Here is a 21306-nt window from a genome sequence, read left to right as displayed (position 1 = left end):
GCCCGCGGCGTCCAGCGGGCTTCGAATCGAACGTTTTCCGTACGCCGGTCCTTCATTTCAACCTGAACGCACCATGAGCCTGTCCTACCGCGATGCCACGCTCGACGATCTGCCCGCCATCGTCGCCATTTACAACTCGACGGTCGCCTCCCGCCAGGTGACCGCCGACCTCGAGCCTGTCAGCATCGAGAGCCGGGTTGCGTGGTTTCACGCGCATGGGCCGCACAAACGCCCGCTGTGGGTGGTCGAAGACGCCGGGCAGCCGGGCCGCGTGACCGCATGGCTCAGTTTCTCGGACTTTTACGGCCGTCCGGCCTATCAGCGCACCGTGGAACTGAGCATCTATCTGGACGAACGCGCGCGCGGCAAGGGCCTTGGCAAGCAGTTGCTGGCTGCGGCACTCACGGCGGCACCAGCGCTCGGCATCGACACGGCGCTCGGCTTCATTTTCGGCCACAACGAGGCGAGCCTGCGCCTCTTTCGCGGTTTCGGCTTCGACACGTGGGGGTCGCTGCCGCGCGTGGCCGTGCTCGACGGCGTGGAGCGCGACCTCGTGATCCTCGGCAAGCGCCTCGACGCCTCCGCCGCGGCCGGTTGATCCGCTTCAGGTACCCATTTGCAGGACACCACCATGTTTGTCGATTCGCACTGTCACATCAATTTCGAAGGACTCGCCGAGCGCCTGCCGCAGGTGCTCGAGAACATGCGCAGCCACTCGGTCACGCATGCGCTGTGCGTGTCGGTGGATCTGGAAACGCTGCCGTCCGTTCTCGACATCGCCAGCCGGCATGAGAACGTGTATGCGTCGGTGGGCGTGCATCCGGACCATGAGCACATGCGCGAACCGGGCGTCGCGGAGCTGGTCGAACTCGCGCAGCACCCCAAGGTCGTCGCGATCGGCGAAACGGGCCTCGACTATTACCGTCTGGAAGGCCGCTCGATTGCCGACATGGAATGGCAGCGCGAGCGCTTTCGCACGCACATTCGCGCGGCGCACGCCACGGGCAAGCCGCTCATCATCCATACGCGTGCGTCGTCGGAAGACACGCTGCGCATCATGGCCGAGGAGCGCGCGAGCGAGCCGGGCGGCGTCATGCATTGCTTCACCGAGCCGTGGACGGTCGCACAGCAGGCGCTGGCGCAAAACTTCTACATCTCGCTGTCGGGCATCGTCACGTTCAAGAGCGCGACCGACGTGCAGGACGTGGCGCGCCGCGTGCCGCTGGAGCGCCTGCTGATCGAAACCGATTCGCCGTATCTCGCGCCCGTGCCGTATCGCGGCAAACCTAATGAACCTGCGTACGTGAGTTATGTCGGACGTTTCATCGCGCAACAACGCGACATGACCGACGAGGCGCTGGCCGCCGCGACAACGCAGAACTTCTTCCGCCTGTTCCGGATTCCGGCTCCGGCTGGTGTATAGAACGTAGCAGAATCAACAGGATAGGGCAGAACTCTAAAGTAAAACATGATGAACGAACCGACATTGACCCACGCACCGCATTCGCGCACGACGCGCTTTTCCCAAGGTTCGCCGGCGCGCCGCCGTGTCTCGCGCGTTGCGATGGCAGCGACGCTTGCGTGCGCCGCATTGGCCTCGCTCATCGCCGTGCCGGTGGCGGCCGTGGCCGCGCCGATCGACTCGCTGATCAAGTCGGTCAAGTTCGACGATGTCGACGGCGTGCGGAAACTGCTCGCCAAAGGCATGGACCCGAACAGCGTCGACAATTACGGCATGCCGCTGCTGGTGCTGGCCGCGCGCGAGAAGTCCGACAAGGTGGGCGCGTTGCTGCTCGCGAATCCCAAGACCAACGTCGAGATCGAGGACAAGGCCGGCGAAAACGCGATGATGATGGCGGCGCTGAACGGCGACCTGGACTTCGTCAAGCAGCTAATCGCCAAGGACGCCGAGGTCAACAAGAAGGGCTGGGCGCCGCTGCACTACGCGGCCGCAAACGGTCACGACGACATCGTCAAACTGCTGCTCGACAACTCCGCTTACGTGGATGCCGGTTCGCCCAACGGCACCACGCCGCTGATGATGGCCGCGCGCGGCGGGCACGTGTCGACGGTGAAGCTGCTGCTCGACAACGGCGCCGATTTGACCGTGAAGAATCAGCTCGGCCTGACGGCGCTCGACTTCGCGAAGACCTACAAGGAGCCGGACGTGGTCGAAGGCCTGACCGCACGCCTGCAGCAAATGCAGCAGACGCAGCCTAAGTAACGCGCAGGTTCCGTACCTTATTGCCTGAAGATAGCGGCGCGTGCGTGCTGCCGCGCCGGAAAACAGTGCAGAATGACGGTTTTGGCGCGCCCTGGGGCGCGCACCGTCCGATGCGGCAGCAGACCGCCTGATAAACGACCCTGGAAAGGAACACCATGCTGCGGGCTTTGATTTTCGCCAGCGCGTTTGCCGTACCGTTATCGGCGGCCGCGTTTACGGGAGGCGACCTCAACAAGCTGTGCACGAAGACCGACGTGGCCTCGCGCAGCGCGTGCGCCGCGTACATCGAGGGTGCCGCCGACGGCATCTTCAATACCATCGACGCGATTGGCGGCACCACCGGCCCGCGCGTCGGTCAGTATTTCTGTTTGCCTCAGGACGCGCGTTCGGCGCAATTGACGGACGCTGTGCGCAAGTACATCGCGGAAAATCCGAACGTGGCGGGTTACAACGCGAGCACGGCGATTTCGCTCGGGCTCGGCAAGGCGTTTCCTTGCAAGAGCGGGAGCTGAGCCGAAGCTGAACGCAGGCGGCTCGCGCGCTTTGCGGCGGGCTGTCAGCTTCGCGTACGTTTTAACGGTTGTTCACAGTTTTTTGTTTCGCCGCGTGAGTCCGCATTTCCGGACACGCGTTCAACATGATGAGCCGGGGCACCGCCGTTCGCGGGTGCGGCCGGCACGCTGGCGGGGCGCACGGTTCGCTCCGCGCGCTGCACCGAGCGCGTGAGGTGCGCGTCATGTGCGCTTCAGTCGTGCTCCGCTTGCGCCTCAGTTGCGCCTCAGTTGCGCTTCATTGGGCTCGATCCCGCCCGGTTGCCCGGGTTGCGCTTCTTCGAGCCCTTGCGCGGAACTACGGTTCCGCGCCGTTACGCGGGCGTGCCGGCCGGCTGAATCGCGCCGCGCGCATCGTCCCCGTGCCGTTGCCGCGCCATGCGCGGCCGGCCCATCCACATTCAAGCGAGGAGGAAACGGTCCTACATGGCTTTTCTCGATCGACTCGACCAGTTGGATCACATCGCCGAAGCTCCGCTGCACACCTGGCCTGGCGCGTTGCTCGTCTCGCTCATCGCGGGACTGATCGCCGTGGGCGTGCACCGCGTGGGCGCGCGCATCGTCACCCGCATCGCCCGGCCTTATCCGCTTACCAGTGTCGTGCTGCGTTACATCGAGAAGCCGGCGCTGTTCGTGCTGCTGATCGTTGCGCTCGAAGCCGTCTGGTGGGAAGCGCCCGACACGCTCACCTTCATCGCGCCGCTGCGCGACGCCGCGGCGATCGCGCTGATCGGCGCGCTGACCTGGCTCTCCGTGCGTTCGGCCGCAGCCATCGGCGAGGCGATCATCCAGGCTCATCCGCTCGATACCGCCGACAACCTGCACGCCCGCCGCATCCACACGCAGGCGAGAGTGCTCGCGCGCTCGGTCATGCTGGTGATCGTGATTGTCGGCGTCGGCGGCGCGCTGATGACGTTCCCGAACGTGCGCCAGATCGGCGCGAGCCTGCTCGCATCCGCCGGGGTGGCCGGTCTGGTCGCCGGTATTGCTGCGCGGCCGGTGCTCGGCAACCTGATCGCGGGTTTGCAGATCGCGCTGTCGCAGCCGATCCGTCTTGACGACGTGGTGGTGATTCAGGGCGAGTGGGGACGTATCGAGGAAATCACCGGAACCTATGTGTCGGTGCGCTTGTGGGATCAGCGGCGGCTGATCGTGCCGCTGCAGTGGTTTATCGAAAACCCGTTTTCCAACTGGACGCGCAGCAGCTCGCAGATCATCGGCACGGTGTTTCTTTACGTCGATTACCGGATGCCGCTCGCGCCGTTGCGCGAGGAACTGGCGCGCATCGTCGAGGCGGCGCCCGAGTGGGACCGGCGGGTGCAGGTGCTGCAGGTCACCGAGGGCACCGAGCGCTCGATGCAGTTGCGCGCGCTCGTCAGTTCCCTCGATTCGGGGCTGAACTGGGATTTGCGTTGCCGCGTGCGCGAGGGGCTGATCGACTTCATTCAGAAACACTATCCTCAGTATCTGCCGCGCTCGCGCGCGGAGGTGTCGGCGGAACTTGAAAACGTGGAGCACGGCAACGGCGAGCCGCTCGACTGGGTGCCGCGCCGCGCGCGCACGCCGGCCGGCAGCACCGCGGCGCATACCGAGGCGGACCCGGTGGCAAGCCGCCCAGGGCCGGCACCCGCGTCGGCTTCCGGGGCCTGGTCCGCTTCCACTGCGTCGCCGCATAACGCGAAGGAAACGGCCTGATGCACGGCGCGAACTCGTGCGCCTCACGACGCAGCGCATGAACGGCCCGCCACGGCACGCTGCCACGCCATGGCACGCCACAGCGGGCCCGCTGGAAACGGACGCCACGCGCATCGAGCCCTGGCCGGATGGCCAACCGATGCAACCGATCGTTCGACAAAGGGTCGAACCAACCACTCACTGTATTAACCATGCGCGGCATGGCGTGCACCATGCGAGAAGTTTCCCGGCATCCGTTGCGTGGCGGGCGTTGGCTGCACCCAGGCGGATGCCGCGCGAAAAACAAGGAGGACTTGCAACATGGGCCGACTGATCGTCGTGTCGAATCGCGTCGCAACGCCGACGGAAACCAAAGGATCGGCGGGCGGCCTCGCCGTCGGCGTGTTCGGCGCGCTGAAGGACGCGGGAGGCGTGTGGTTCGGCTGGAGCGGTGACGTGGTCAGCGAGACCGTTGCGAACGCCGGGCCCACACTGGAACAGGACGGCGCGGTCACCTTTGCGACCGTGGGCCTCACCCGCAAGGACTACGACCAGTATTACCGCGGTTTTTCGAATGCCACGCTGTGGCCGGTATTCCACTACCGCAACGACCTCGCCCGCTACGAGCGCGAGGAATACGCCGGCTACCGGCGCGTGAACGCGTGGCTCGCGCACAAGCTCATCAAGCTGCTCGAGCCCGACGACGTGATCTGGATTCACGACTACCATCTGATCCCGTTCGCCGAGGCGCTGCGCAGCGAAGGTATTACGAACCGCATCGGCTTTTTCCTGCACATTCCGTTTCCGTCGCCGCAGATCCTGCTCAACATTCCGCCTCACGAAGAGCTGGTGAAGTCGCTGTCCTGCTACGACCTGCTGGGCTTTCAGACCGCAACCGACGAACAGGCCTTTCACGACTACGTGACCCGCCACGCGCGCGGCACGGTGTCGAACGGCGTGGTGGAAGCGTTCGGCCGCAAGCTGCGCACGGGCGTCTACCGCATTGGCGTGTTTCCTGATGAAATTGCCGAGCAGGCGAAGCGCTATGAAAGCCGTCAGCACGTGCTCGATCTGAAGCAGAGCCTGGAAGGCCGCAAGCTGATCATGAGCGTGGACCGGCTCGATTATTCAAAAGGACTGGTGGAACGTTTTCGCGCGTTCGAGCACTTGCTGGAACGCTCGCCAGAATGGCGCGGCAACGTCACGCTCGTGCAGATCGCGCCGCCCACGCGCTCGGACGTCGCGACCTATCAGAAGATCCGCCAGGACCTGGAGTACGAAGCCGGGCGCATAAACGGGCGCTATTCTGGCCTCGACTACACGCCGATCCGGTATCTGAACCAGCAGTACGACCGCTGGAAACTGATGTCGCTGTTTCGCGAGTCGCAGATCGGCTTTGTGACGCCCTTGCACGACGGCATGAACCTCGTCGCGAAGGAATACGTCGCGGCGCAGAACCCCGACGATCCCGGCGTGCTGGTGCTGTCCATTTTCGCGGGCGCGGCGGCCGAGTTGACGGGCGCGCTGCTCGTCAATCCGCATGATGCGATCGGCATGTGCGAGGCCTTGCAGCGCGCGCTGCAAATGCCGCTGGACGCGCGCCAGCGGCGTCACGAGATCAACATGGCGGCGCTGCGCAAGAACGATCTGGGCGTGTGGCGCGACAGCTTCCTGCATGACCTGCGCAGCGTGCCGTTGCAGAAGCCGGCCACGGGCGGCGGGCATCGGTGATGAGCGGGAGCTTGCGTAGAAGGCCGAACGCGGTCGGCAACGGCGTCTCCTCTCGGGCAGCGTCCGCGCATCGCCGGTGCTTTCGTTCGCGGGTGGCTGCGTGCTGAGCGCGCTTGCCATCGCCGGTTACCGGTCCCTGCGCGAACTGATCGTGCCGCTCGGGCGGCTGAACGTCATTACCGGCGCGAACGGCAGCGGCAAGTCGAGCGTCTACCGTTCGCTGCGGCTGCTCGCCGACACGGCGCGCGGCGGCGTGATCACCTCGCTCGCGCGCGAAGGCGGCCTGCCGTCGACCTTATGGGCCGGCCCGGAACGCTTCTCGCGCAGCATGCTGAGCGGTGAGTCCGAAGTGCAGGGCACGCGGCGCAATGCACCGGTGAGCTTGAGGCTTGGCTTCGCCGGCGAACGGTTCAGTTATGCGATCGATCTTGGTTTCCCGCTTCCGGATTCCAGCCGCTTCGTGCTGGACCCCGTGATCAAACGGGAATGCATCTGGAGCGGGCCGGTGCTGCGGCCGTCCGCATTGCTCGTCGACCGGCAGGGCGCTGCGCTGCGCACGCGTGACGAAACCGGCGCATGGCAAACGGTGCCGCAGCCGGTTGCCAGCTTCGACAGCATGATGACCGAGTTCGCCGACCCGCGCAGCGCGCCTGAAATGATCGCGGTGCGCGAGCAGATTCGTGCGTGGCGCTTCTACGATTACTTCCGGACCGATTCGAACGCGCCGGCGCGCATGCCGCAAATCGGCACGCATACGCCGGTGCTTTCCAACGACGGCGCCGACCTCGCTGCCGCGTTGCAGACCATCCGCGAGATTGGCGATCCCACAGCGCTCGACGCCGCCATCGACGATGCGTTCCCCGGCTCGCGCCTCGAAATCGCGGCGCAGGACGGCCGCTTCGAAGTGCTGATGCACCAGCATGGCCTGCTGCGTCCGCTAAAGGGCGCGGAGTTGTCGGATGGAACCCTGCGCTATCTGTTGCTGGTGGCCGCGCTGCGCACGCCGCGTCCGCCGGCGCTGCTGGTGTTGAACGAGCCGGAAACCAGTCTGCATCCCGATCTGCTGCCGGCGCTGGCCCGCCTGATCGCGCAAGCCGCTGCGCATTCTCAGGTGCTGGTCGTCTCGCACGCGGCGCGGTTGATCGCAGCGCTCGAGCGGGAGGAGGCGAGCGAGTCGCTCGTGCTGGAAAAGCATTTTGGCGCCACACGTCTTGCGGATGCCGACGACCGCGACATGCCGGCGTGGAAGTGGCCGTCGCGCTGAACTACGCGGCGCGCGATGCGGCGGTTATTTCGTTGCCCGGCGGCTTGTAAGCTAGATGTAACAGCTCCCATGAAATGCAATACTGGGCGCTTTTTAAGTCCTGCCAGGGAATAATGCTCCGATGCCAGCCGCGCTCGTGCGCGGCCACCGTGCATTGATCGTAGACCGGCGCTCGCCAGGGCGCCGCTGGCGGCACCGCATAGCGACCTCGGCACAAGCCGCGGCGCGAGCCGTCAGTTCACGGAGACAACTATGAAGATTGCGCAGATCGCCCCGTTGACCGAGTCCGTGCCGCCGAAGCTATATGGCGGCACAGAGCGCGTCGTGTCGTACATCACCGAAGCGCTGGTGGAACTCGGCCACGACGTGACGCTGTTCGCAAGCGGCGACTCCGTCACCAGTGCGAAGCTCGAGCCGGTGTGGCCGCGCGCGCTGCGGCTCGACCCGGGCATTCGCGACCGCGTGGCGCCGCACATGCTGCTGATGGAACTGGTGCGCCGCCAGGCCGAGCAGTTCGATGTCCTGCATTTTCACCTCGACTATTACTCGTTCTCGGTGTTCCAGCGCCAGGACACCCCTTTCGTCACGACGATGCACGGGCGCCTCGACTTGCCCGAGCAGCAGCCGGTGTTCGACACGTTCCACTCCGCGCCGGTCATTTCCATTTCGAATGCGCAGCGCCATCCGCTGCCGCAGGCGCGCTGGCTGACCACCGTGTATCACGGCCTGCCCGAGCAGCTCTATACGCCGCAGCCGGTCGAGCAGAAGTACCTCGCATTTCTTGGCCGTATCTCGCCGGAAAAGCGCGTCGACACGGCTATCCGCATTGCAGGGCGGTGCGGCATGCCTATTCGCATTGCCGCCAAGGTGGACGCCGCGGATCGCGAATATTTCGAGCGCGAAATCCGGCCGCTGCTCGACCTGCCGTACGTCGAATTCATCGGCGAGATTGCGGATCATCAGAAGGCCGAATTTCTTTCGGGCGCGCATGCGCTGCTCTTTCCGATCGACTGGCCGGAGCCGTTCGGCCTCGTGATGATCGAGGCGATGGCGTGCGGCACGCCGGTCGTGGCGTTCAATCGCGGCTCGGTGCCGGAGGTGCTCGAAGACGGGCTGACCGGCTTTATCGTCGAAGACGAAATCGGCGCGGTGGCGGCCGTCAATCGCCTGCACAGAATGCCGCGTGCGGGCGTGCGGCAGCGCTTCGAGGAACGCTTCACGTCGCACCGCATGGCACAGCAATATGTGGATGCGTATCAGTCGGTGATTCGCGCGCAGAAACGTTCGCGCTTCAAGGTAGTGGATAGCTCCGGGCGCTGAGCCCGGCGTGAGCCGGCGGGCGGGCTGCCGTGAAGCCGGCTTGTGCGGCTATACCCGGTGAACAGTGAAACAGGGCCGGCGCTCGTGGTGAGCGCCGGCCTTGCTGCGAGAAGCCCTGGTCGCGAACCGCTGTGGCGCCGGCCGTTGCGCTTGCACCGCGCGAGGCGAGGTCAACCCGCTGCTAACAACAGCCCGCGTGGCGATGCACGTAGTAGAAAAGGACACCCCTGCGAAACAGGCCAACGCAAACCAGCGCGGCCCAACGCGGCCCAACGCAGGCCAACGCGGACCAACGCGGACCAACGCGGACCAACGCGGACCAACGCCGGCGCCAGCCCGGCGGCTCAGGCCACCAGCGGAGCGCCGCTCCCAGACGCGGGGCGAGGCCGCTGACGCAACCCGCCCGCTTCGCGCTCAACGTCAGATCTTCAGGCGCGTAACCTTCGTGCCTTGCAAGGACAGGTCGCCCATCAACCCGGCATTGGTCAGCACGAATACCTCGACGGGTGCCGTGGCCGTGTTCGTATCGATTGCGCCGTTCGCGCCCATTTTCACGAGCGCGACGGATGCGTCGCCGCCCACCGACCAGCCGTCCGCGTTGCGGAATTTGTCGAGTGCGTCCTGCGTCATGAACAGGAAAATGATGGCCTTGGACTGCGCGCCGGCCTGCAGCCCGAACGAGCCTGAAATCGTGCTGTAGTAGCCGACGCTGGTGCCGGCCACACGCAGCGCGCCTTCGCCGTACTGGCCGCCGACGATGAAGCCAGCCTGCAGCACCGACGGGAACACGAGCACGCCGCGCGCCTTGGCAACCAGTTCGCGCGACCCCTTCACGGTCGTGTACAGCCGCGACATGGTGCCGTCGACGTCCGCGTCGATCGAGCGGCGTTTGGACGAATCGGTAGCGGCCGTATCGCGGCCGCCGGTGTTGGTCGTACATCCGGCGAGAGCAAGGCCTCCGAAAGCGAGCGCAGCGGTTGTCTTCAACATGAAGTGTCGTCTTTGCATCGTTTTTCTCCGTATGGTTCCGGGGCGCAACCGCGAGAAATCGCGCGGGTGCCTTTGAGTTATAACACACGGGGCGCTAAAAGGCGCCCTCGCTCGAAAGGCCAAAAGCCTTATGTGACGGGGCTTTGCGGCAGATCGAAAAGAGCCGGCTGTAAATTTGACCGGTCCCGCGGCCGCCCTCGCGAGCTGGGTACGAGCGTGGTCGAGCGGGCTTCGGCGCAGCGCGCCTCGCGCGCCCGAGGCGCGGGCAGACGCCCGCGAAAGGTGCGCCGTGCTCCATTTTTTACCGACTCGCGCCTGCTGTATTTCGCGCTGGCGTCGGCCGAAAAGTGTTGTCTTGGCGCCGCACAGAGAGGGGTGCCGGGCGGATCAACCGCCGTGCTTGGCCGGGCTCTTGACCGATGGCGGGCGCCGCAGAGCGCGGCGCACTGCGCCGATCAGCACGCCGATGAAAAGCAGAGCGAGCGCCGGCACGACCCAGTAGCCAACGAACGCGTGCCAGAGATAGATCATCAGGGTAGAGCGGCGCACGCTGTATTCATTGCGGGCGTCCTGTTGGCGCTGCGCATTGGCCGCCAGTACGTCGGCGGGACAACCGGCCGCTTGCGCTTCGTCCGGCTTGCCGTGACAACGCGCGGGAGCGCCGGCTGCCCGTTGCGCGTCGGTGAAATTCCAGGTGGTCAGCGCACGCTCCAGGTCGACGGCGTTGTAGGCCATCTCCTCGCGAATTTCGCTGACTGCAACGATCGCCACGGGCACCGCCCAAAACACGATGACGACCAGCCACCGCCTCAACCAGCGGTTTTTATGCTTCGATACCATCCTTGCCTCCAATCGATGCTTTGCGGCATCAACGACAAGATGGCGGCCCGTATGAATGTTGTGTGGGGTGGGCCGTCTCCGCAGCCATCATAGAAGAAAAACGCCGCGTTCGGGCGAGCGGTCCAGGACGGGAAGCGAAGCGCGCGCCGGAAAGGCGCAACCGGGAGTGCGGAATGCGAGGCGCAACAGCGCGCTACGGGAATGGCGCGCCGCGCCGCGCGAGAAGCAGGGGATGAGAAGCGAGAAGATAAGCAAAGAGAAGCGCGGCGCGTGTGGGAAATCCGGCGATCAGTTGGCCGGTGCAGAGGAGAGGCAACTCTTCATGAACGCTTTACGCTCGTCGCCTTTCTTGCCGGTCGCCTGGGCGTTGCATGCCTTCATCTTGTCCTGCTGGCTCATCGGCGCAGCGGCCGGCTTGGCCGACAGGCAGCTCTTCATGAACGCCTTGCGCTCGTCGCCTTTCTTGTCGCCGGCCTGCTTGTTACAGTCGGCCATTTTGGTCTGCTGGCTGTTCTGGGCGAACGCGGGGGAAACGAGTACGGCGCCGAGCACCATGGCCGCGATTGCAGATTGCATTTTCATGTGACACTCCATCGTTGTGGGTAGTTGTGGTCTTGATGCGCGTGGGCGTCGACGGCAACCGGCCCTCGGCAAGTCCATTATGGCAAATGCTGTGTGCATCAACGGTGAAGAGGGCGTTCGCGTTGACATCCGCGCCCGCTCGTTTTCCCTGACGAAGCGGCTTCGGCCCGAATTGGCATCCGCCAGACGGGGTGAATGCGGACAAGCAATCATGCTATGCATTGCAGATTAAATTGAGCGATGTAAATCCGCCGGAAATTCGTCGAGCGGGCTCACAAAGGGAGGCTGAAATTGGCACTGCGCCCCCCGATTGCCGCACCAAATTGCTGCGAGTGCACATGAATGGCAATTCGTAAGGAAATTCCTGCCAAAAAACCTTAATCGGCAATTCGCCTGGGCGTCGTATCCGTGCGTCGTCGGGCGTTGCGGTGCTGTATGGAGAGTTGAACCAACCAGGAGGACTTTCTCATGCATTATCTATTGACCTATGACCTCGTGCCGGACTATCTGGAACGGCGCGGCGAGTATCGCGACGCGCATCTGAAGCTCGCCTGGGCGGCAGTGGAGCGCGGCGAACTGATGCTTGCCGGCGCATTGACCGATCCGGTGGATACGGCTGTGCTGCTCTTCAAGGGCGACACTCCTCAGGCTGCGCAAGCCTTTGCGCAAGCCGATCCTTATGTGCGGGCAGGGCTTGTCGCGCGCTGGCGCGTGCGCGAATGGACCACGGTGGTGGGCGAAGGCGCGACCACTCCAATCCGATAAGAACTCCAGCGAGGCCCGCTGCAAAGCGGGCAAAAGCCGGCGCGCGACTCGACGCGAGCCGCGTCACGCGCGCACGACGCGGCTGCTCATTGCCACAGTCATGTCATCGTGCCTGGGCACCCTCGACTCGATGCGCGCGCAACGAAACCGCGAGGACGCGCAGACGTGCAACGGGCCGAATCATCGCCCAGGGCCGCTGTCGAATCCGCTCAGGCGACACGGCGCCCTTTGCCGTGCGGCTTCTCGCGATTCAACGCGCACATTCACAGCGCTTTTGCCGCTCCATTTGCCGGCTCTTACGGCATGCAATAACAATTTCAGCGCTATCGCAGGAAGCATTTCCGTTACGGCATGACGTGAATTAACGGAGTGAAAAGCACAAGTTTGTTTCTATCCGTAACACTTGTCTCAACGATATTCACGCAAACCCTGGGGATGGTATGCTTCGTGCACAATTCTCCCATGCACGAGTGAGACCACGTTTTGTGCTTCGCAATAGGGATAAACCGCACTGACTCAGGGCGGCGGTGACCAGCCAACAGAACGTACAAGACATATTTGTGCAACCGAGGGCGACACACGGATCGTGAAGGCTGAATCCGTGGTCCGCCCAAAGCCGCGGCCCGGCCAGGCTGCGTGGAGAAAATCCATGTTTTTCGATGAGCTAAGCAATGACGAATGGGCGCTGCTGGCAGCGCTTGTCTCCGATGAGCCGGCCGTCCGTCTGAACCGACGCGGGCGGCCCCGCGCCGACCCACGTGTGGTGGCCAATGCGGTGTTGTGGATCCTGACTACCGGCGAGCCCTGGTCGAAGCTGCCGGGCCGCTATCCGTCGGGTCCCACGTGCCGGCGCCGTTTCGAAGAATGGCAACTGAACGGTACGCTGCTCGAAATGGTCCGGCTTCTGTCCAAGACCGGACGCAAGTTCGCGTATGTGCCTCAACCGGTGCCGCCCGTCGCGGCCAAACCCGCTACGCCGGCTGCGCAAGCACCCAGCGCGCGGGACGAGAGTCCGCGCGGCGTATCGTGGAAGAGCCCAGAATCATGGCAGGCGCCCGGCACGGGCGGCAACGCGTCCAACGCGCTGCACCCGGCTCAGGCGTCCCAGCTGCGGGCGTGGCGCTCGGCTGATCCAATCGCGGACATCACGCGTCAACTGGCGGGCTTCGACCATGGCGCGTCCGCGGCGGGACAAGCTACGCAAGCCACGCAAGCCACGCAAGCCACGCAAGCCACGCAAGATGCCCCGGCCGAACGGTCTGCGCACGCAGCCCATCTCACCCATGCAGCGCATGCGCCCGTGCCGCGCGCACCGGCTTTGCCGACGCCGTCCGTTGCTTACGCACCGCGCCCGCCGCTGCGCGCCGACCTGCGCGCGATGAACGAAGCGGGCGCAGTCGGTGCCGCCATGCAGGGCTTGGACTCGGCCATTGCATCGGCGCGCGGAATCTCGGGACACGCGCTGCAGCGCAGCCCGCTGTCGTCAAGCCTCGCACCGCGCGGCCGCCAGGTGGCCGAACGTCATGGCTATCTGATCTACGTAGCCGCGGAGCGCGTGCCCAATGCGATGTATCGCGCATGGGCGGAAATCATGAAAGACGGCAAGCGCGTCGAGCGCTCCGGTCTCGTCGGTCCGCGCTTCGCCGACGCGGATTCCGCCGAGCACTATGCGTTCGAGTGGGCAGCGCAGTGGATCGACCGCGAGTGCGCGACGCAGGCGGCCGCGCGAGCAGTTCAGGCAACGCAAACTGCAGAGGCGGCGCTGCCCTTGCGCACACCGCAGTCGCCCGCCATGTCGATGCATGTACCGCTGCACCGGTCCGCGCCGGCTGCACCGGGTGCACTGAGCGCATCGGCCGCATCGACGGCTCACGCGGCCTATGCCGCGCCGCAGGCCGGTTACATGTCGGGCATGCGTCATGTGGCGGAGCAGGTTGCCGTGCATCACGGCGCGCCGTTGCATGGTTCGTTGAATGCGTTTCGCGGCCCGCTGCGTCGTTACACGGGCGAGCCGCCCGTTGGCGCACTCACCGGCACGTTGACGGGGACGTTGACGGGCGCAGTGAACCTGAACGCAGCAAGCAGCCCGGCCGCTGCCGCGACGATAGTCAATGCGGCCAACGCAGCCAACGCAGCAGCAGCCCTTGCAGCAACCGAACGCGACAAGGCAGAGCGTTATCCGTCGCACACAGAACTCATCTCCCACGCGGGATGAGCGCGCAGTAACCCCGCGGCTGTCGGAGCAACCGCCGCAGGTTCCCGCTTCATTCGCTGTAGTACAACGCTATTCCTGCAAGCGACCTGACGTAGCAGATTCAGGACGCAAGCGGCGGTACTTACCGGTGTACGTTACTGGCACCCGCTACTGGCGCCCATAAGTGTCGTCGAAGCGCACGATATCGTCTTCGCCGAGATACGAACCGGATTGCACCTCGATCATTTCGAGCGGCATCTTGCCGGGGTTCTCTAGACGATGCGTGACACCGAGCGGGATATAAGCGGATTCGTTTTCGGAGACGATAAAGCGCTCTTCACCTCGCGTGACGAGTGCGGTGCCGCGCACGACGATCCAATGTTCGGCGCGGTGATGATGCATTTGCAGCGAGAGGCGTGCGCCCGGTTTGACGACAATGCGCTTCACCTGAAAACGCTCGCCCGTGTCGACGGAATCGTAGTTCCCCCAAGGGCGATGCACCTTTCGATGGTTGGCCGCTTCGAGGCCGCCTTCGCTGCGGATGCGGCCCACGATCTTCTTGACGTCCTGCACGCGCGATTTGTCCGCGACGAGAATCGCGTCGGCCGTTTCGACCACCACCAGGTCCTGGGTGCCCACGCAGGCAATCAGGCGTCCTTCGGAATGCGCGAAGGTGGAGGAGGCTCCTTCGAACATCACGCGCCCCCGCCCCACGTTGCCGTCCGCGTCTTTGTCGGAGATGTCCCAGATCGCGTCCCACGAGCCCACGTCCGACCAGCCCGCCTGCAAGGGCACGACGACGCCCGCTGCGACGCTCTGATCGTGGCCGAGCTGCTCCATTACCGCGTAGTCGATCGAATTGGAAGGCGACGCGCCGAATGCGTCGCGCTGCAGGCGGAAAAAGTCGCCGTCTGCCTTGCCGCCCGCGTGGGCCGCTTCGCATGCTTCATAGATGGCCGGCTGGAAGTGACGGATCGCCTTGAGCCACGTCGACGCACGCATGATGAAAATGCCGCTGTTCCACCAGTATTCGCCCGATTCGACATAGCGTTGCGCCAGCTCGAGATGTGGTTTTTCGACAAAGCGGTCCAGCTTGTGCGCAGCGAGCGCGGCAGCGCTTGCCGCATGATCCGCAGCCTGTGCTTCGTCAGGATTACCAGGCGTTGCAATGGCCGCGCCGATCCGGATGTAACCGTAGCCCGTTTCGGCGCGCGTCGGCACAATGCCCATCGTGACGATCTGGCCGGCCGCCGCATGCTGCACGCCAGCGGCCACTGCCGCATGGAACCCTTCGGTGTCGGTCACCGCGTGGTCCGCGGGCATGATCACCATGATGCCGTCCTCGTCCTGCGCGGCGACCGACAGCGCGGCCACGGTCAGCGCTGGCGCGGTATCGCGACCCACCGGTTCGAGAATCAGGCGCGTGGGCTTGCCGATGGTGCGCAACTGCTCGGCGGTCGTAAAGCGCTGTTCCTCGTTCGCCACCACGACGAGTTTGCCGGTGAGCGGATAGCCGGCTTCGAGCCCGTCGAGACGACGCGTGGTGGATTGCAGCAGCGACTCTTCGCCTAGCAGACCGATCAGTTGTTTGGGGTGCTGTTCGCGCGACATCGGCCACAACCTCGTGCCGGAGCCGCCCGCCAGGATCACGGGATGCACCTTCAGTTTGACGTGCGCGCTGAGCGCTTCTGTGGGCCGGGTGTCGGCGGACGTGGCCGTAACCGGAGCTGTCATGATGAACTCCTCGGGACTGGTTGAATGCGTCGAGTTTTATCATGAACCTCGAATTCAATAAAAGCGCGTTAAATGAAAACTATATAAGGCGCGCGATAAAGACAGTGGCCGGATGAACAAAAAATGTCGCCGGGAATTTCTAAAAGCAAAAAATTACGGCGAAAAAGAATCGCCAATTTTTTTTACTCGCACCTGTAAGCAGCCACGCACACTGACAACCCGCCGGGACACGCGCCCGAATCTGCCCCTCAGGCCCGCGAATTACGGCAAATCCGCTTAAAAAGCAGCAGCTTGATGGCGTTTCCGGTAACAAATGCCGCACAAAATTGTTAAAAAAATCGGCACATTTGACCGATACATTTTGAGATTTTTGCGTCCTTGCGGCGCGAATTTTAATAACGCTTTATTGATGCCTGTAGAAGGACATTCACTCATTCCGAGACACGTTTTTCGCGGGCGGCCGAGCAACCGGTTCAGCAAGGCGGAAAGCGCAATTGCAATTGGCACGGCTTTGATCGGTTGCGCGTCGGGCAATTAATTGCCGACGCGGCTACCGGCGTTGCGTGCGCCGCAGCCGGAGCGGGAGCGAGCCTTCTTTTGAACAGCAACCGAGCGGGCAGCCGCCTAACCAACGGGATGGCACTTGACTGACGAACTGAGGGGCAGCGCATGCTGAGCGTTCTATCGAGACTGATCGACATCGCGATGGTCGCGCTCGGCGCCGCCATTGCGGCGGCCGTGCACAGCGGCAAGACGATGTGGCTGGACGATATGCAAAGCGTGTCGCTGGCCTTCGACGTGCTGCTCGTGGTCGTGTTCTTTCCCGCGCTCGGCATTTATCAGTCGTGGCGCGGCAAGCCGCTCTACGACCTGCTGTGCCGAGTCGCGGGCGGCTGGATCATGGTCGAGGTCACCGGCGTGCTGATCAGCTTCAGCCTGCATCGCGCCGACAGCCTGTCGCGGCTGTGGCTCGTCTATTGGGCGGTTGCCACTATCGTGCTGCTGGTCGTGACCAAGGTGATCGTCTACTCCATTCTGCGCGGGCTGCGCCGCGAGGGCTTTAATCAGCGCGCAGTGGCCATTGTCGGCGGCGCGCCGTATGGACGTTTTCTGATCCAGCAGATGCGCAGCCGTCCCGAAGCGGGCTTTAGCCCCGTCGTCGTATTCGACGAGGACGGCACGATCAACCACTACGAAGACCCGGACGCGCTCGACGCGATAGAAGGCGTGCCGGTCGAGCGCGACTATCAACGCATGATCCAGCTCGTGCGCCAGCGCGCGATTCGCGAGTTGTGGCTCGCGCTGCCGATTTCGAAGGAAAAGGAAATACATCGCATTGTGATGGATCTGCGCAACGACTTCGTGAATATCCGCTTCATTCCGGATGTACGCAGTCTCACGCTTTTCAATCAGCCGATGGTGGAACTGCTCGGCGTGCCGGCGATCAACCTGGCCGCCTCGCCGATCACCGATTTGCGCGTGCTGCCCAAGCGCATTTTCGACCGGCTCTTCGCGCTTGCCGCGCTGACCGCGCTCGCGCCGGTCATGCTGGTGATCGCGGTGCTCGTCAAGCTGAGTTCGCCAGGTCCCGTGTTCTTCCGCCAGAAACGCAAGGGTATCGACGGACACGAGTTCGAGATCTACAAGTTCCGCTCGATGCGGGTGCACAAGGAAGAGGCCGGCAAGGTTACCCAGGCCACGCGCCGCGATCCGCGCATTACCGCGGTGGGCGCTTTCCTGCGGCGCACGAGCCTCGACGAGTTGCCGCAATTCATCAACGTGCTGCGCGGCGAGATGTCGGTGGTGGGGCCGCGCCCGCATGCACTGGAACACGACGACATCTACAAGGATCTGGTGAAAGGCTACATGCATCGCTACCGGATCAAGCCGGGCATTACCGGCTGGGCGCAGATCAACGGCTACCGCGGCGAGACCGACCGCATCGAGAAAATGATGGGCCGCGTGAAGCTCGACCTGTACTACATGCAGCACTGGACCTTCTGGCTCGACATCAAGATCGTCGTGCTGACGCTGTGGAAGGGCTTTGTCGGCAGCAATGCATATTGAACACCCACTCAAATTTCCTGCGAGGTAATACATGAACCTGACGATCATCGGTAGTGGCTACGTGGGCCTCGTGACGGGCGCCTGTCTGGCCGACATCGGCCACGACGTGTTCTGTCTCGATGTCGATCGGCGCAAGATCGACGTGCTCAACGGCGGCGGTGTGCCGATTCATGAACCGGGTCTGCAGGAGATCATTGCGCGCAACCGCAAGGCCGGGCGCCTGACCTTTTCCACCGACGTGCAAGCGGCGGTCGCGCACGGCGACATCCAGTTCATCGCGGTGGGCACGCCCTCGGACGAAGACGGCTCGGCGGATCTGCAATACGTGCTCGCCGCGGCGCGCAACATCGGCCGCCATATGACGGGCTTCAAGGTGATCGTCGACAAGTCGACGGTGCCGGTCGGCACGGCTTCGCGCGTGCGTGAAGTGATCGCGCAGGAGCTTCAGGCGCGCAACCTGAATCACATGTTCTCGGTCGTCTCGAACCCCGAGTTCCTAAAGGAAGGCGCCGCGGTGGAAGATTTCACGCGACCCGACCGCATCGTGCTCGGCTGCGATGACGACGTGCCCGGCGAAAAGGCGCGCGAGTTGATGAAGCGTCTCTACGCGCCGTTCAATCGCAACCGCGAACGCACGCTGTACATGGACGTGCGCTCGGCGGAGTTCACCAAATACGCGGCGAACGCCATGCTCGCCACGCGCATCTCGTACATGAACGAGCTTGCGAACCTCGCCGATCGCGTCGGTGCGGACATCGAGGCGGTGCGCCGCGGCATCGGTTCGGACCCGCGCATCGGTTACGACTTCCTGTATGCGGGCTGCGGCTACGGCGGTTCGTGCTTCCCCAAAGACGTGCAGGCGCTGATCCGCACGGCCGCCGATCACAACGCGAACCTGCGCATTCTGGAGGCCGTGGAAGCGGTGAACGACACGCAGAAGAAGGTGCTCGGGCAGAAGATCGTCGCGCGTCTTGGCGAAGATCTGTCGGATCGCACGTTCGCCGTGTGGGGTCTCGCATTCAAGCCGAATACCGACGACATGCGCGAAGCGCCCAGCCGCCCGCTGATCGCGGAACTGCTGCGCCGTGGTGCGCGCGTGAAGGCATACGACCCGGTCGCGATAGACGAATCGAAGCGCGTATTCGCGCTCGACCTCAAAGAGGTGCCGCAGCAGCACGCGCGGCTTCAGTTCGTGAACGAAGAGATGGAAGCAGCCGAGGGCGCCGACGCGCTCGTGATCCTGACCGAGTGGAAAGTCTTCAAGAGCCCGGACTTCGCCGCGCTGAAAACCATGCTGAAAACGCCGCTCATTTTCGACGGCCGCAACCTGTACGAGCCTGATGCATTGCTCGAACTCGGCATCGAATATCACGCGATCGGGCGGCAGCATGCGCTGCGCAATGCGCCCGCCAGAGTCGGCACAAACGGCGTGCCGGTCATCGAGCCCGCTGCGCTCGCTGCGGCCCAGGCAGGCCACTGAGCTGCCAGGTTGCTGCGCGCGCCGCTTGCAGATGCGCTTTCATGCCGCCTTCATGTCGCCTTCATGTCGCCTTCATGTCGCCTTTCGGGTCCGCTCTCAGGCACGCCTGCGAGTTCGTTGTCAGGACCAGGGCCGGGGTGGACGCCCAATGTCGACTGAACCGTACCTGCAAGCGCGCGCGCACGAAAGCGCCGCGCCTAACAAGGAGCCACACCGGGAGCCCGCCATGTTCGCCAACGTTCTGATCGTCTGCCACGCCAACGTGTGCCGTTCGCCCGCCGCCGAAATGCTGTTCAAGGCGCGTCACGCAGCGGCGTCGTCCATCGCGTTCCATTCGGCAGGCATTCGTGCGATGAACGGCCAGCGCATGGACCCGCTCATGCGGCGCCTGCTCGCCGAGCGCGGCGTCGCCTCGGGTCCGCATCACTCGCGGCGTCTGGACCGGCAGCTCGTGCGGTCCGCGGATCTCGTGCTCGTGAGCGAGCGCGCGCAGGTGAGCGAGGTCGAAGCGCTCGATCCGGCTTCGCGCGGCAAGGTTTTTCCGCTGGGCAAGTGGGAAGACGTCTGCGACGTCGCCGACCCGCACGGCGGCGAGGAATCCGCTTATCGGGAGAGTCTCGTGCTCATCGAACATCTGGTCATGGGATGGCTGAAAAAAATATGCTGACGAAAACACTCGCTACACACTCCTTCACACGCGTGCGCGCGCAGCTTGCCGCCACGCTTTTGCTGACGTCCTTTCTGTCGGCCTGCGCAACCGCACCGGGCAATTACCTCGATACGTCGCGCCTGAAAGACGACGGCCAGCACCAGAGCCAGGCCGCCGAGACTTATCCGGTCCACGTGATCGACGCAAGCGTGGTCGCCGCCCAGGCTCAGGCCGAGGCGAACATGCCGCCGCGTCCGCTTCCCACCTCGGCGTTCGCCGATCCGTCGCAATACGTCTACCGGCTCTCGCCGCAGGACATTCTCGGCATTACCGTGTGGGATCACCCTGAACTGACCACGCCGCAGGGCAGCACGCTGTCGGCGGGCGGCACCAGCACGCAGACCATCGCGGGCGCGTTGCAGCAGCCGTACACGGCTGCGCTGCCGGGTCAGGCCGATCCGTACGGGCAGACCATTGCCGCGGACGGCACCATCTATTTCCCGTTCGTCGGCCGCATCAGGGCCGCGGGCAAGACCGTCGGCGAGCTGCGCGATCAGCTCGCAAGCGGCCTCGTGCGCTATATCCGCAATCCGCAGGTGGACGTGCGCGTGCTGTCGTATCGCGGCCAGAAAGTGCAGGTCACCGGCGAAGTGAAGACGCCGGGCCCGCTCGCCGTGAGCGACGTGCCGCTCACGCTCGTCGACGCGCTCACGCGCTCGGGCGGCACGACCGCCGACGCCGACATCCAGCGCGTGCGCCTTACGCGCAACAACAAGCTCTACGTGCTCGACGCGAACCGCATGCTGGACAGCGGCGACACCACGCAGAACGTGATGCTGCAAAACGGCGACGTGATCAACGTGCCGGACCGGAGCAACAGCCGCATCTTCGTGATGGGCGAGGTGAAGACACCGATCCAGGTGCCGATGCTCAAAGGCCGCCTGACGATTGCCGACGCGCTCACCCAGGCGGGCGGCATTCTCGACACCGACGCGAACCCGCGCCAGATCTTCGTGATGCGCGGCATGCGCGAGCATCCGACCACGCCCGACGTGTACCGCCTCGACATGACGCAGCCCGACGCAATCATGCTGTCCGCGCAGTTCCAGTTGCAGCCGATGGACGTCGTGTATGTGGGCACCGCCGCGTCGACCACGTTCAACCGCGTGTTGCAGCAGGTGTTGCCGAGCGTGCAGACGCTGTTCTACCTGAAACAACTGACGCGCTAACCAGACCCGGGA

The 21306-nt window shown here is 64.3% G+C and carries 19 protein-coding genes; 14 read left to right on the top strand and 5 right to left on the bottom strand.

Annotated features, from left to right (window positions below; translation table 11 throughout):
- The first annotated feature begins 73 nt into the window (after positions 1 to 73).
- The 8 genes from JNB89_RS09495 to JNB89_RS09460 all read left to right on the top strand — a co-directional run bounded on the left by JNB89_RS09495 (position 74) and on the right by JNB89_RS09460 (position 8764).
- Entirely contained in the window at positions 74 to 598 is a 525-nt protein-coding gene (locus tag JNB89_RS09495) for a GNAT family N-acetyltransferase (RefSeq protein ID WP_220362026.1), read from the top strand.
- A gap of 33 nt (positions 599 to 631) precedes the next feature.
- Positions 632 to 1423 carry a TatD family hydrolase gene (locus JNB89_RS09490; RefSeq protein ID WP_135893637.1) on the top strand — a complete coding sequence of 264 codons (792 nt, stop codon included), beginning with the start codon at positions 632 to 634 and terminating at the stop codon, positions 1421 to 1423.
- A 45-nt stretch (positions 1424 to 1468) separates the two neighbouring features.
- Positions 1469 to 2224 (top strand): ankyrin repeat domain-containing protein, encoded by a 756-nt coding sequence (locus JNB89_RS09485; protein WP_220362025.1) that lies wholly within the window; start codon positions 1469 to 1471, stop codon positions 2222 to 2224.
- A gap of 155 nt (positions 2225 to 2379) precedes the next feature.
- Positions 2380 to 2736: a Rap1a/Tai family immunity protein gene (locus tag JNB89_RS09480; RefSeq protein WP_007181973.1), complete on the top strand. Its 357-nt coding sequence runs from the start codon at positions 2380 to 2382 to the stop codon at positions 2734 to 2736.
- A 465-nt stretch (positions 2737 to 3201) separates the two neighbouring features.
- Positions 3202 to 4470, top strand: coding sequence for a mechanosensitive ion channel family protein (locus tag JNB89_RS09475; protein ID WP_220362024.1), 1269 nt, complete (start codon positions 3202 to 3204; stop codon positions 4468 to 4470).
- 300 nt (positions 4471 to 4770) lie between these two features.
- Positions 4771 to 6180, top strand: a complete 1410-nt coding sequence (gene otsA / locus JNB89_RS09470) for an alpha,alpha-trehalose-phosphate synthase (UDP-forming) (protein WP_220362023.1) — start codon at positions 4771 to 4773, stop codon at positions 6178 to 6180.
- Positions 6181 to 6280: 100 nt separating this feature from the next.
- Positions 6281 to 7444, top strand: coding sequence for an AAA family ATPase (locus JNB89_RS09465; protein ID WP_220362112.1), 1164 nt, complete (start codon positions 6281 to 6283; stop codon positions 7442 to 7444).
- A 252-nt stretch (positions 7445 to 7696) separates the two neighbouring features.
- Positions 7697 to 8764: a glycosyltransferase family 4 protein gene (locus JNB89_RS09460; RefSeq protein ID WP_027211249.1), complete on the top strand. Its 1068-nt coding sequence runs from the start codon at positions 7697 to 7699 to the stop codon at positions 8762 to 8764.
- A 420-nt stretch (positions 8765 to 9184) separates the two neighbouring features.
- Here the strand turns inward: JNB89_RS09460 and JNB89_RS09455 are convergent, their stop codons facing one another.
- From JNB89_RS09455 to JNB89_RS09445, 3 genes are all read right to left on the bottom strand, one after another.
- The gene (locus JNB89_RS09455; RefSeq protein WP_013339237.1) at positions 9185 to 9772 is read right to left on the bottom strand and encodes a BPSL1445 family SYLF domain-containing lipoprotein; all 588 of its coding nucleotides are present in this window, start codon (positions 9770 to 9772) and stop codon (positions 9185 to 9187) included.
- A 369-nt stretch (positions 9773 to 10141) separates the two neighbouring features.
- The gene (locus JNB89_RS09450; RefSeq protein ID WP_220362022.1) at positions 10142 to 10594 is read right to left on the bottom strand and encodes a hypothetical protein; all 453 of its coding nucleotides are present in this window, start codon (positions 10592 to 10594) and stop codon (positions 10142 to 10144) included.
- 288 nt (positions 10595 to 10882) lie between these two features.
- Positions 10883 to 11176 (bottom strand): PsiF family protein, encoded by a 294-nt coding sequence (locus JNB89_RS09445; protein WP_013339239.1) that lies wholly within the window; start codon positions 11174 to 11176, stop codon positions 10883 to 10885.
- A 468-nt stretch (positions 11177 to 11644) separates the two neighbouring features.
- Between JNB89_RS09445 and JNB89_RS09440 the strand changes: the two genes are divergently transcribed.
- Together JNB89_RS09440 and JNB89_RS09435 are read left to right on the top strand one after the other, a co-directional pair.
- Positions 11645 to 11941 carry a YciI-like protein gene (locus tag JNB89_RS09440; protein ID WP_220362021.1) on the top strand — a complete coding sequence of 99 codons (297 nt, stop codon included), beginning with the start codon at positions 11645 to 11647 and terminating at the stop codon, positions 11939 to 11941.
- Positions 11942 to 12590: 649 nt separating this feature from the next.
- Entirely contained in the window at positions 12591 to 14156 is a 1566-nt protein-coding gene (locus JNB89_RS09435) for a transposase (RefSeq protein WP_220362020.1), read from the top strand.
- Between the two features lie 147 nt (positions 14157 to 14303).
- On the opposite strand, the gene JNB89_RS09430 is transcribed toward JNB89_RS09435, so the two are convergent.
- Complete coding sequence (locus JNB89_RS09430; protein ID WP_013339242.1) at positions 14304 to 15869, bottom strand: mannose-1-phosphate guanylyltransferase/mannose-6-phosphate isomerase; 1566 nt, start codon at positions 15867 to 15869, stop codon at positions 14304 to 14306.
- A 276-nt stretch (positions 15870 to 16145) separates the two neighbouring features.
- A complete protein-coding gene (locus JNB89_RS09425) occupies positions 16146 to 16403 on the bottom strand; it encodes a hypothetical protein (protein ID WP_220362019.1) in 258 nt (85 codons plus the stop codon).
- A gap of 135 nt (positions 16404 to 16538) precedes the next feature.
- On the opposite strand from JNB89_RS09425, the gene JNB89_RS09420 reads away from it, so the two are divergent.
- The 4 genes from JNB89_RS09420 (at position 16539) to JNB89_RS09405 (ending at position 21294) form a co-directional block, all read left to right on the top strand.
- Complete coding sequence (locus tag JNB89_RS09420; RefSeq protein WP_135893644.1) at positions 16539 to 17936, top strand: undecaprenyl-phosphate glucose phosphotransferase; 1398 nt, start codon at positions 16539 to 16541, stop codon at positions 17934 to 17936.
- 31 nt (positions 17937 to 17967) lie between these two features.
- A complete protein-coding gene (locus tag JNB89_RS09415) occupies positions 17968 to 19416 on the top strand; it encodes a UDP-glucose dehydrogenase family protein (protein WP_135893645.1) in 1449 nt (482 codons plus the stop codon).
- A gap of 226 nt (positions 19417 to 19642) precedes the next feature.
- Positions 19643 to 20083: an exopolysaccharide biosynthesis protein gene (locus JNB89_RS09410; protein ID WP_013339245.1), complete on the top strand. Its 441-nt coding sequence runs from the start codon at positions 19643 to 19645 to the stop codon at positions 20081 to 20083.
- Positions 20077 to 21294: a polysaccharide biosynthesis/export family protein gene (locus JNB89_RS09405; protein ID WP_135893646.1), complete on the top strand. Its 1218-nt coding sequence runs from the start codon at positions 20077 to 20079 to the stop codon at positions 21292 to 21294. The genes JNB89_RS09410 and JNB89_RS09405 overlap by 7 nt, the downstream gene beginning before the upstream one ends.
- Positions 21295 to 21306 lie beyond the last annotated feature (12 nt).

This window comes from Paraburkholderia phenoliruptrix, assembly GCF_019511605.1.
Lineage (GTDB): Bacteria > Pseudomonadota > Gammaproteobacteria > Burkholderiales > Burkholderiaceae > Paraburkholderia > Paraburkholderia phenoliruptrix_A.
This window is presented reverse-complemented; position numbering and strand designations above follow the sequence as displayed.

Coding starts and splice junctions, on each gene's coding strand:
- JNB89_RS09495 (WP_220362026.1), top strand. CDS start 74: ATGAGCCTGTCCTACCGCGATGCCACGCTCGACGATCTGCCCGCCATC.
- JNB89_RS09490 (WP_135893637.1), top strand. CDS start 632: ATGTTTGTCGATTCGCACTGTCACATCAATTTCGAAGGACTCGCCGAG.
- JNB89_RS09485 (WP_220362025.1), top strand. CDS start 1,469: ATGATGAACGAACCGACATTGACCCACGCACCGCATTCGCGCACGACG.
- JNB89_RS09480 (WP_007181973.1), top strand. CDS start 2,380: ATGCTGCGGGCTTTGATTTTCGCCAGCGCGTTTGCCGTACCGTTATCG.
- JNB89_RS09475 (WP_220362024.1), top strand. CDS start 3,202: ATGGCTTTTCTCGATCGACTCGACCAGTTGGATCACATCGCCGAAGCT.
- otsA (WP_220362023.1), top strand. CDS start 4,771: ATGGGCCGACTGATCGTCGTGTCGAATCGCGTCGCAACGCCGACGGAA.
- JNB89_RS09460 (WP_027211249.1), top strand. CDS start 7,697: ATGAAGATTGCGCAGATCGCCCCGTTGACCGAGTCCGTGCCGCCGAAG.
- JNB89_RS09455 (WP_013339237.1), bottom strand. CDS start 9,772: ATGCAAAGACGACACTTCATGTTGAAGACAACCGCTGCGCTCGCTTTC.
- JNB89_RS09450 (WP_220362022.1), bottom strand. CDS start 10,594: ATGGTATCGAAGCATAAAAACCGCTGGTTGAGGCGGTGGCTGGTCGTC.
- JNB89_RS09445 (WP_013339239.1), bottom strand. CDS start 11,176: ATGAAAATGCAATCTGCAATCGCGGCCATGGTGCTCGGCGCCGTACTC.
- JNB89_RS09440 (WP_220362021.1), top strand. CDS start 11,645: ATGCATTATCTATTGACCTATGACCTCGTGCCGGACTATCTGGAACGG.
- JNB89_RS09435 (WP_220362020.1), top strand. CDS start 12,591: ATGTTTTTCGATGAGCTAAGCAATGACGAATGGGCGCTGCTGGCAGCG.
- JNB89_RS09430 (WP_013339242.1), bottom strand. CDS start 15,869: ATGACAGCTCCGGTTACGGCCACGTCCGCCGACACCCGGCCCACAGAA.
- JNB89_RS09420 (WP_135893644.1), top strand. CDS start 16,539: ATGCTGAGCGTTCTATCGAGACTGATCGACATCGCGATGGTCGCGCTC.
- JNB89_RS09415 (WP_135893645.1), top strand. CDS start 17,968: ATGAACCTGACGATCATCGGTAGTGGCTACGTGGGCCTCGTGACGGGC.
- JNB89_RS09410 (WP_013339245.1), top strand. CDS start 19,643: ATGTTCGCCAACGTTCTGATCGTCTGCCACGCCAACGTGTGCCGTTCG.
- JNB89_RS09405 (WP_135893646.1), top strand. CDS start 20,077: ATGCTGACGAAAACACTCGCTACACACTCCTTCACACGCGTGCGCGCG.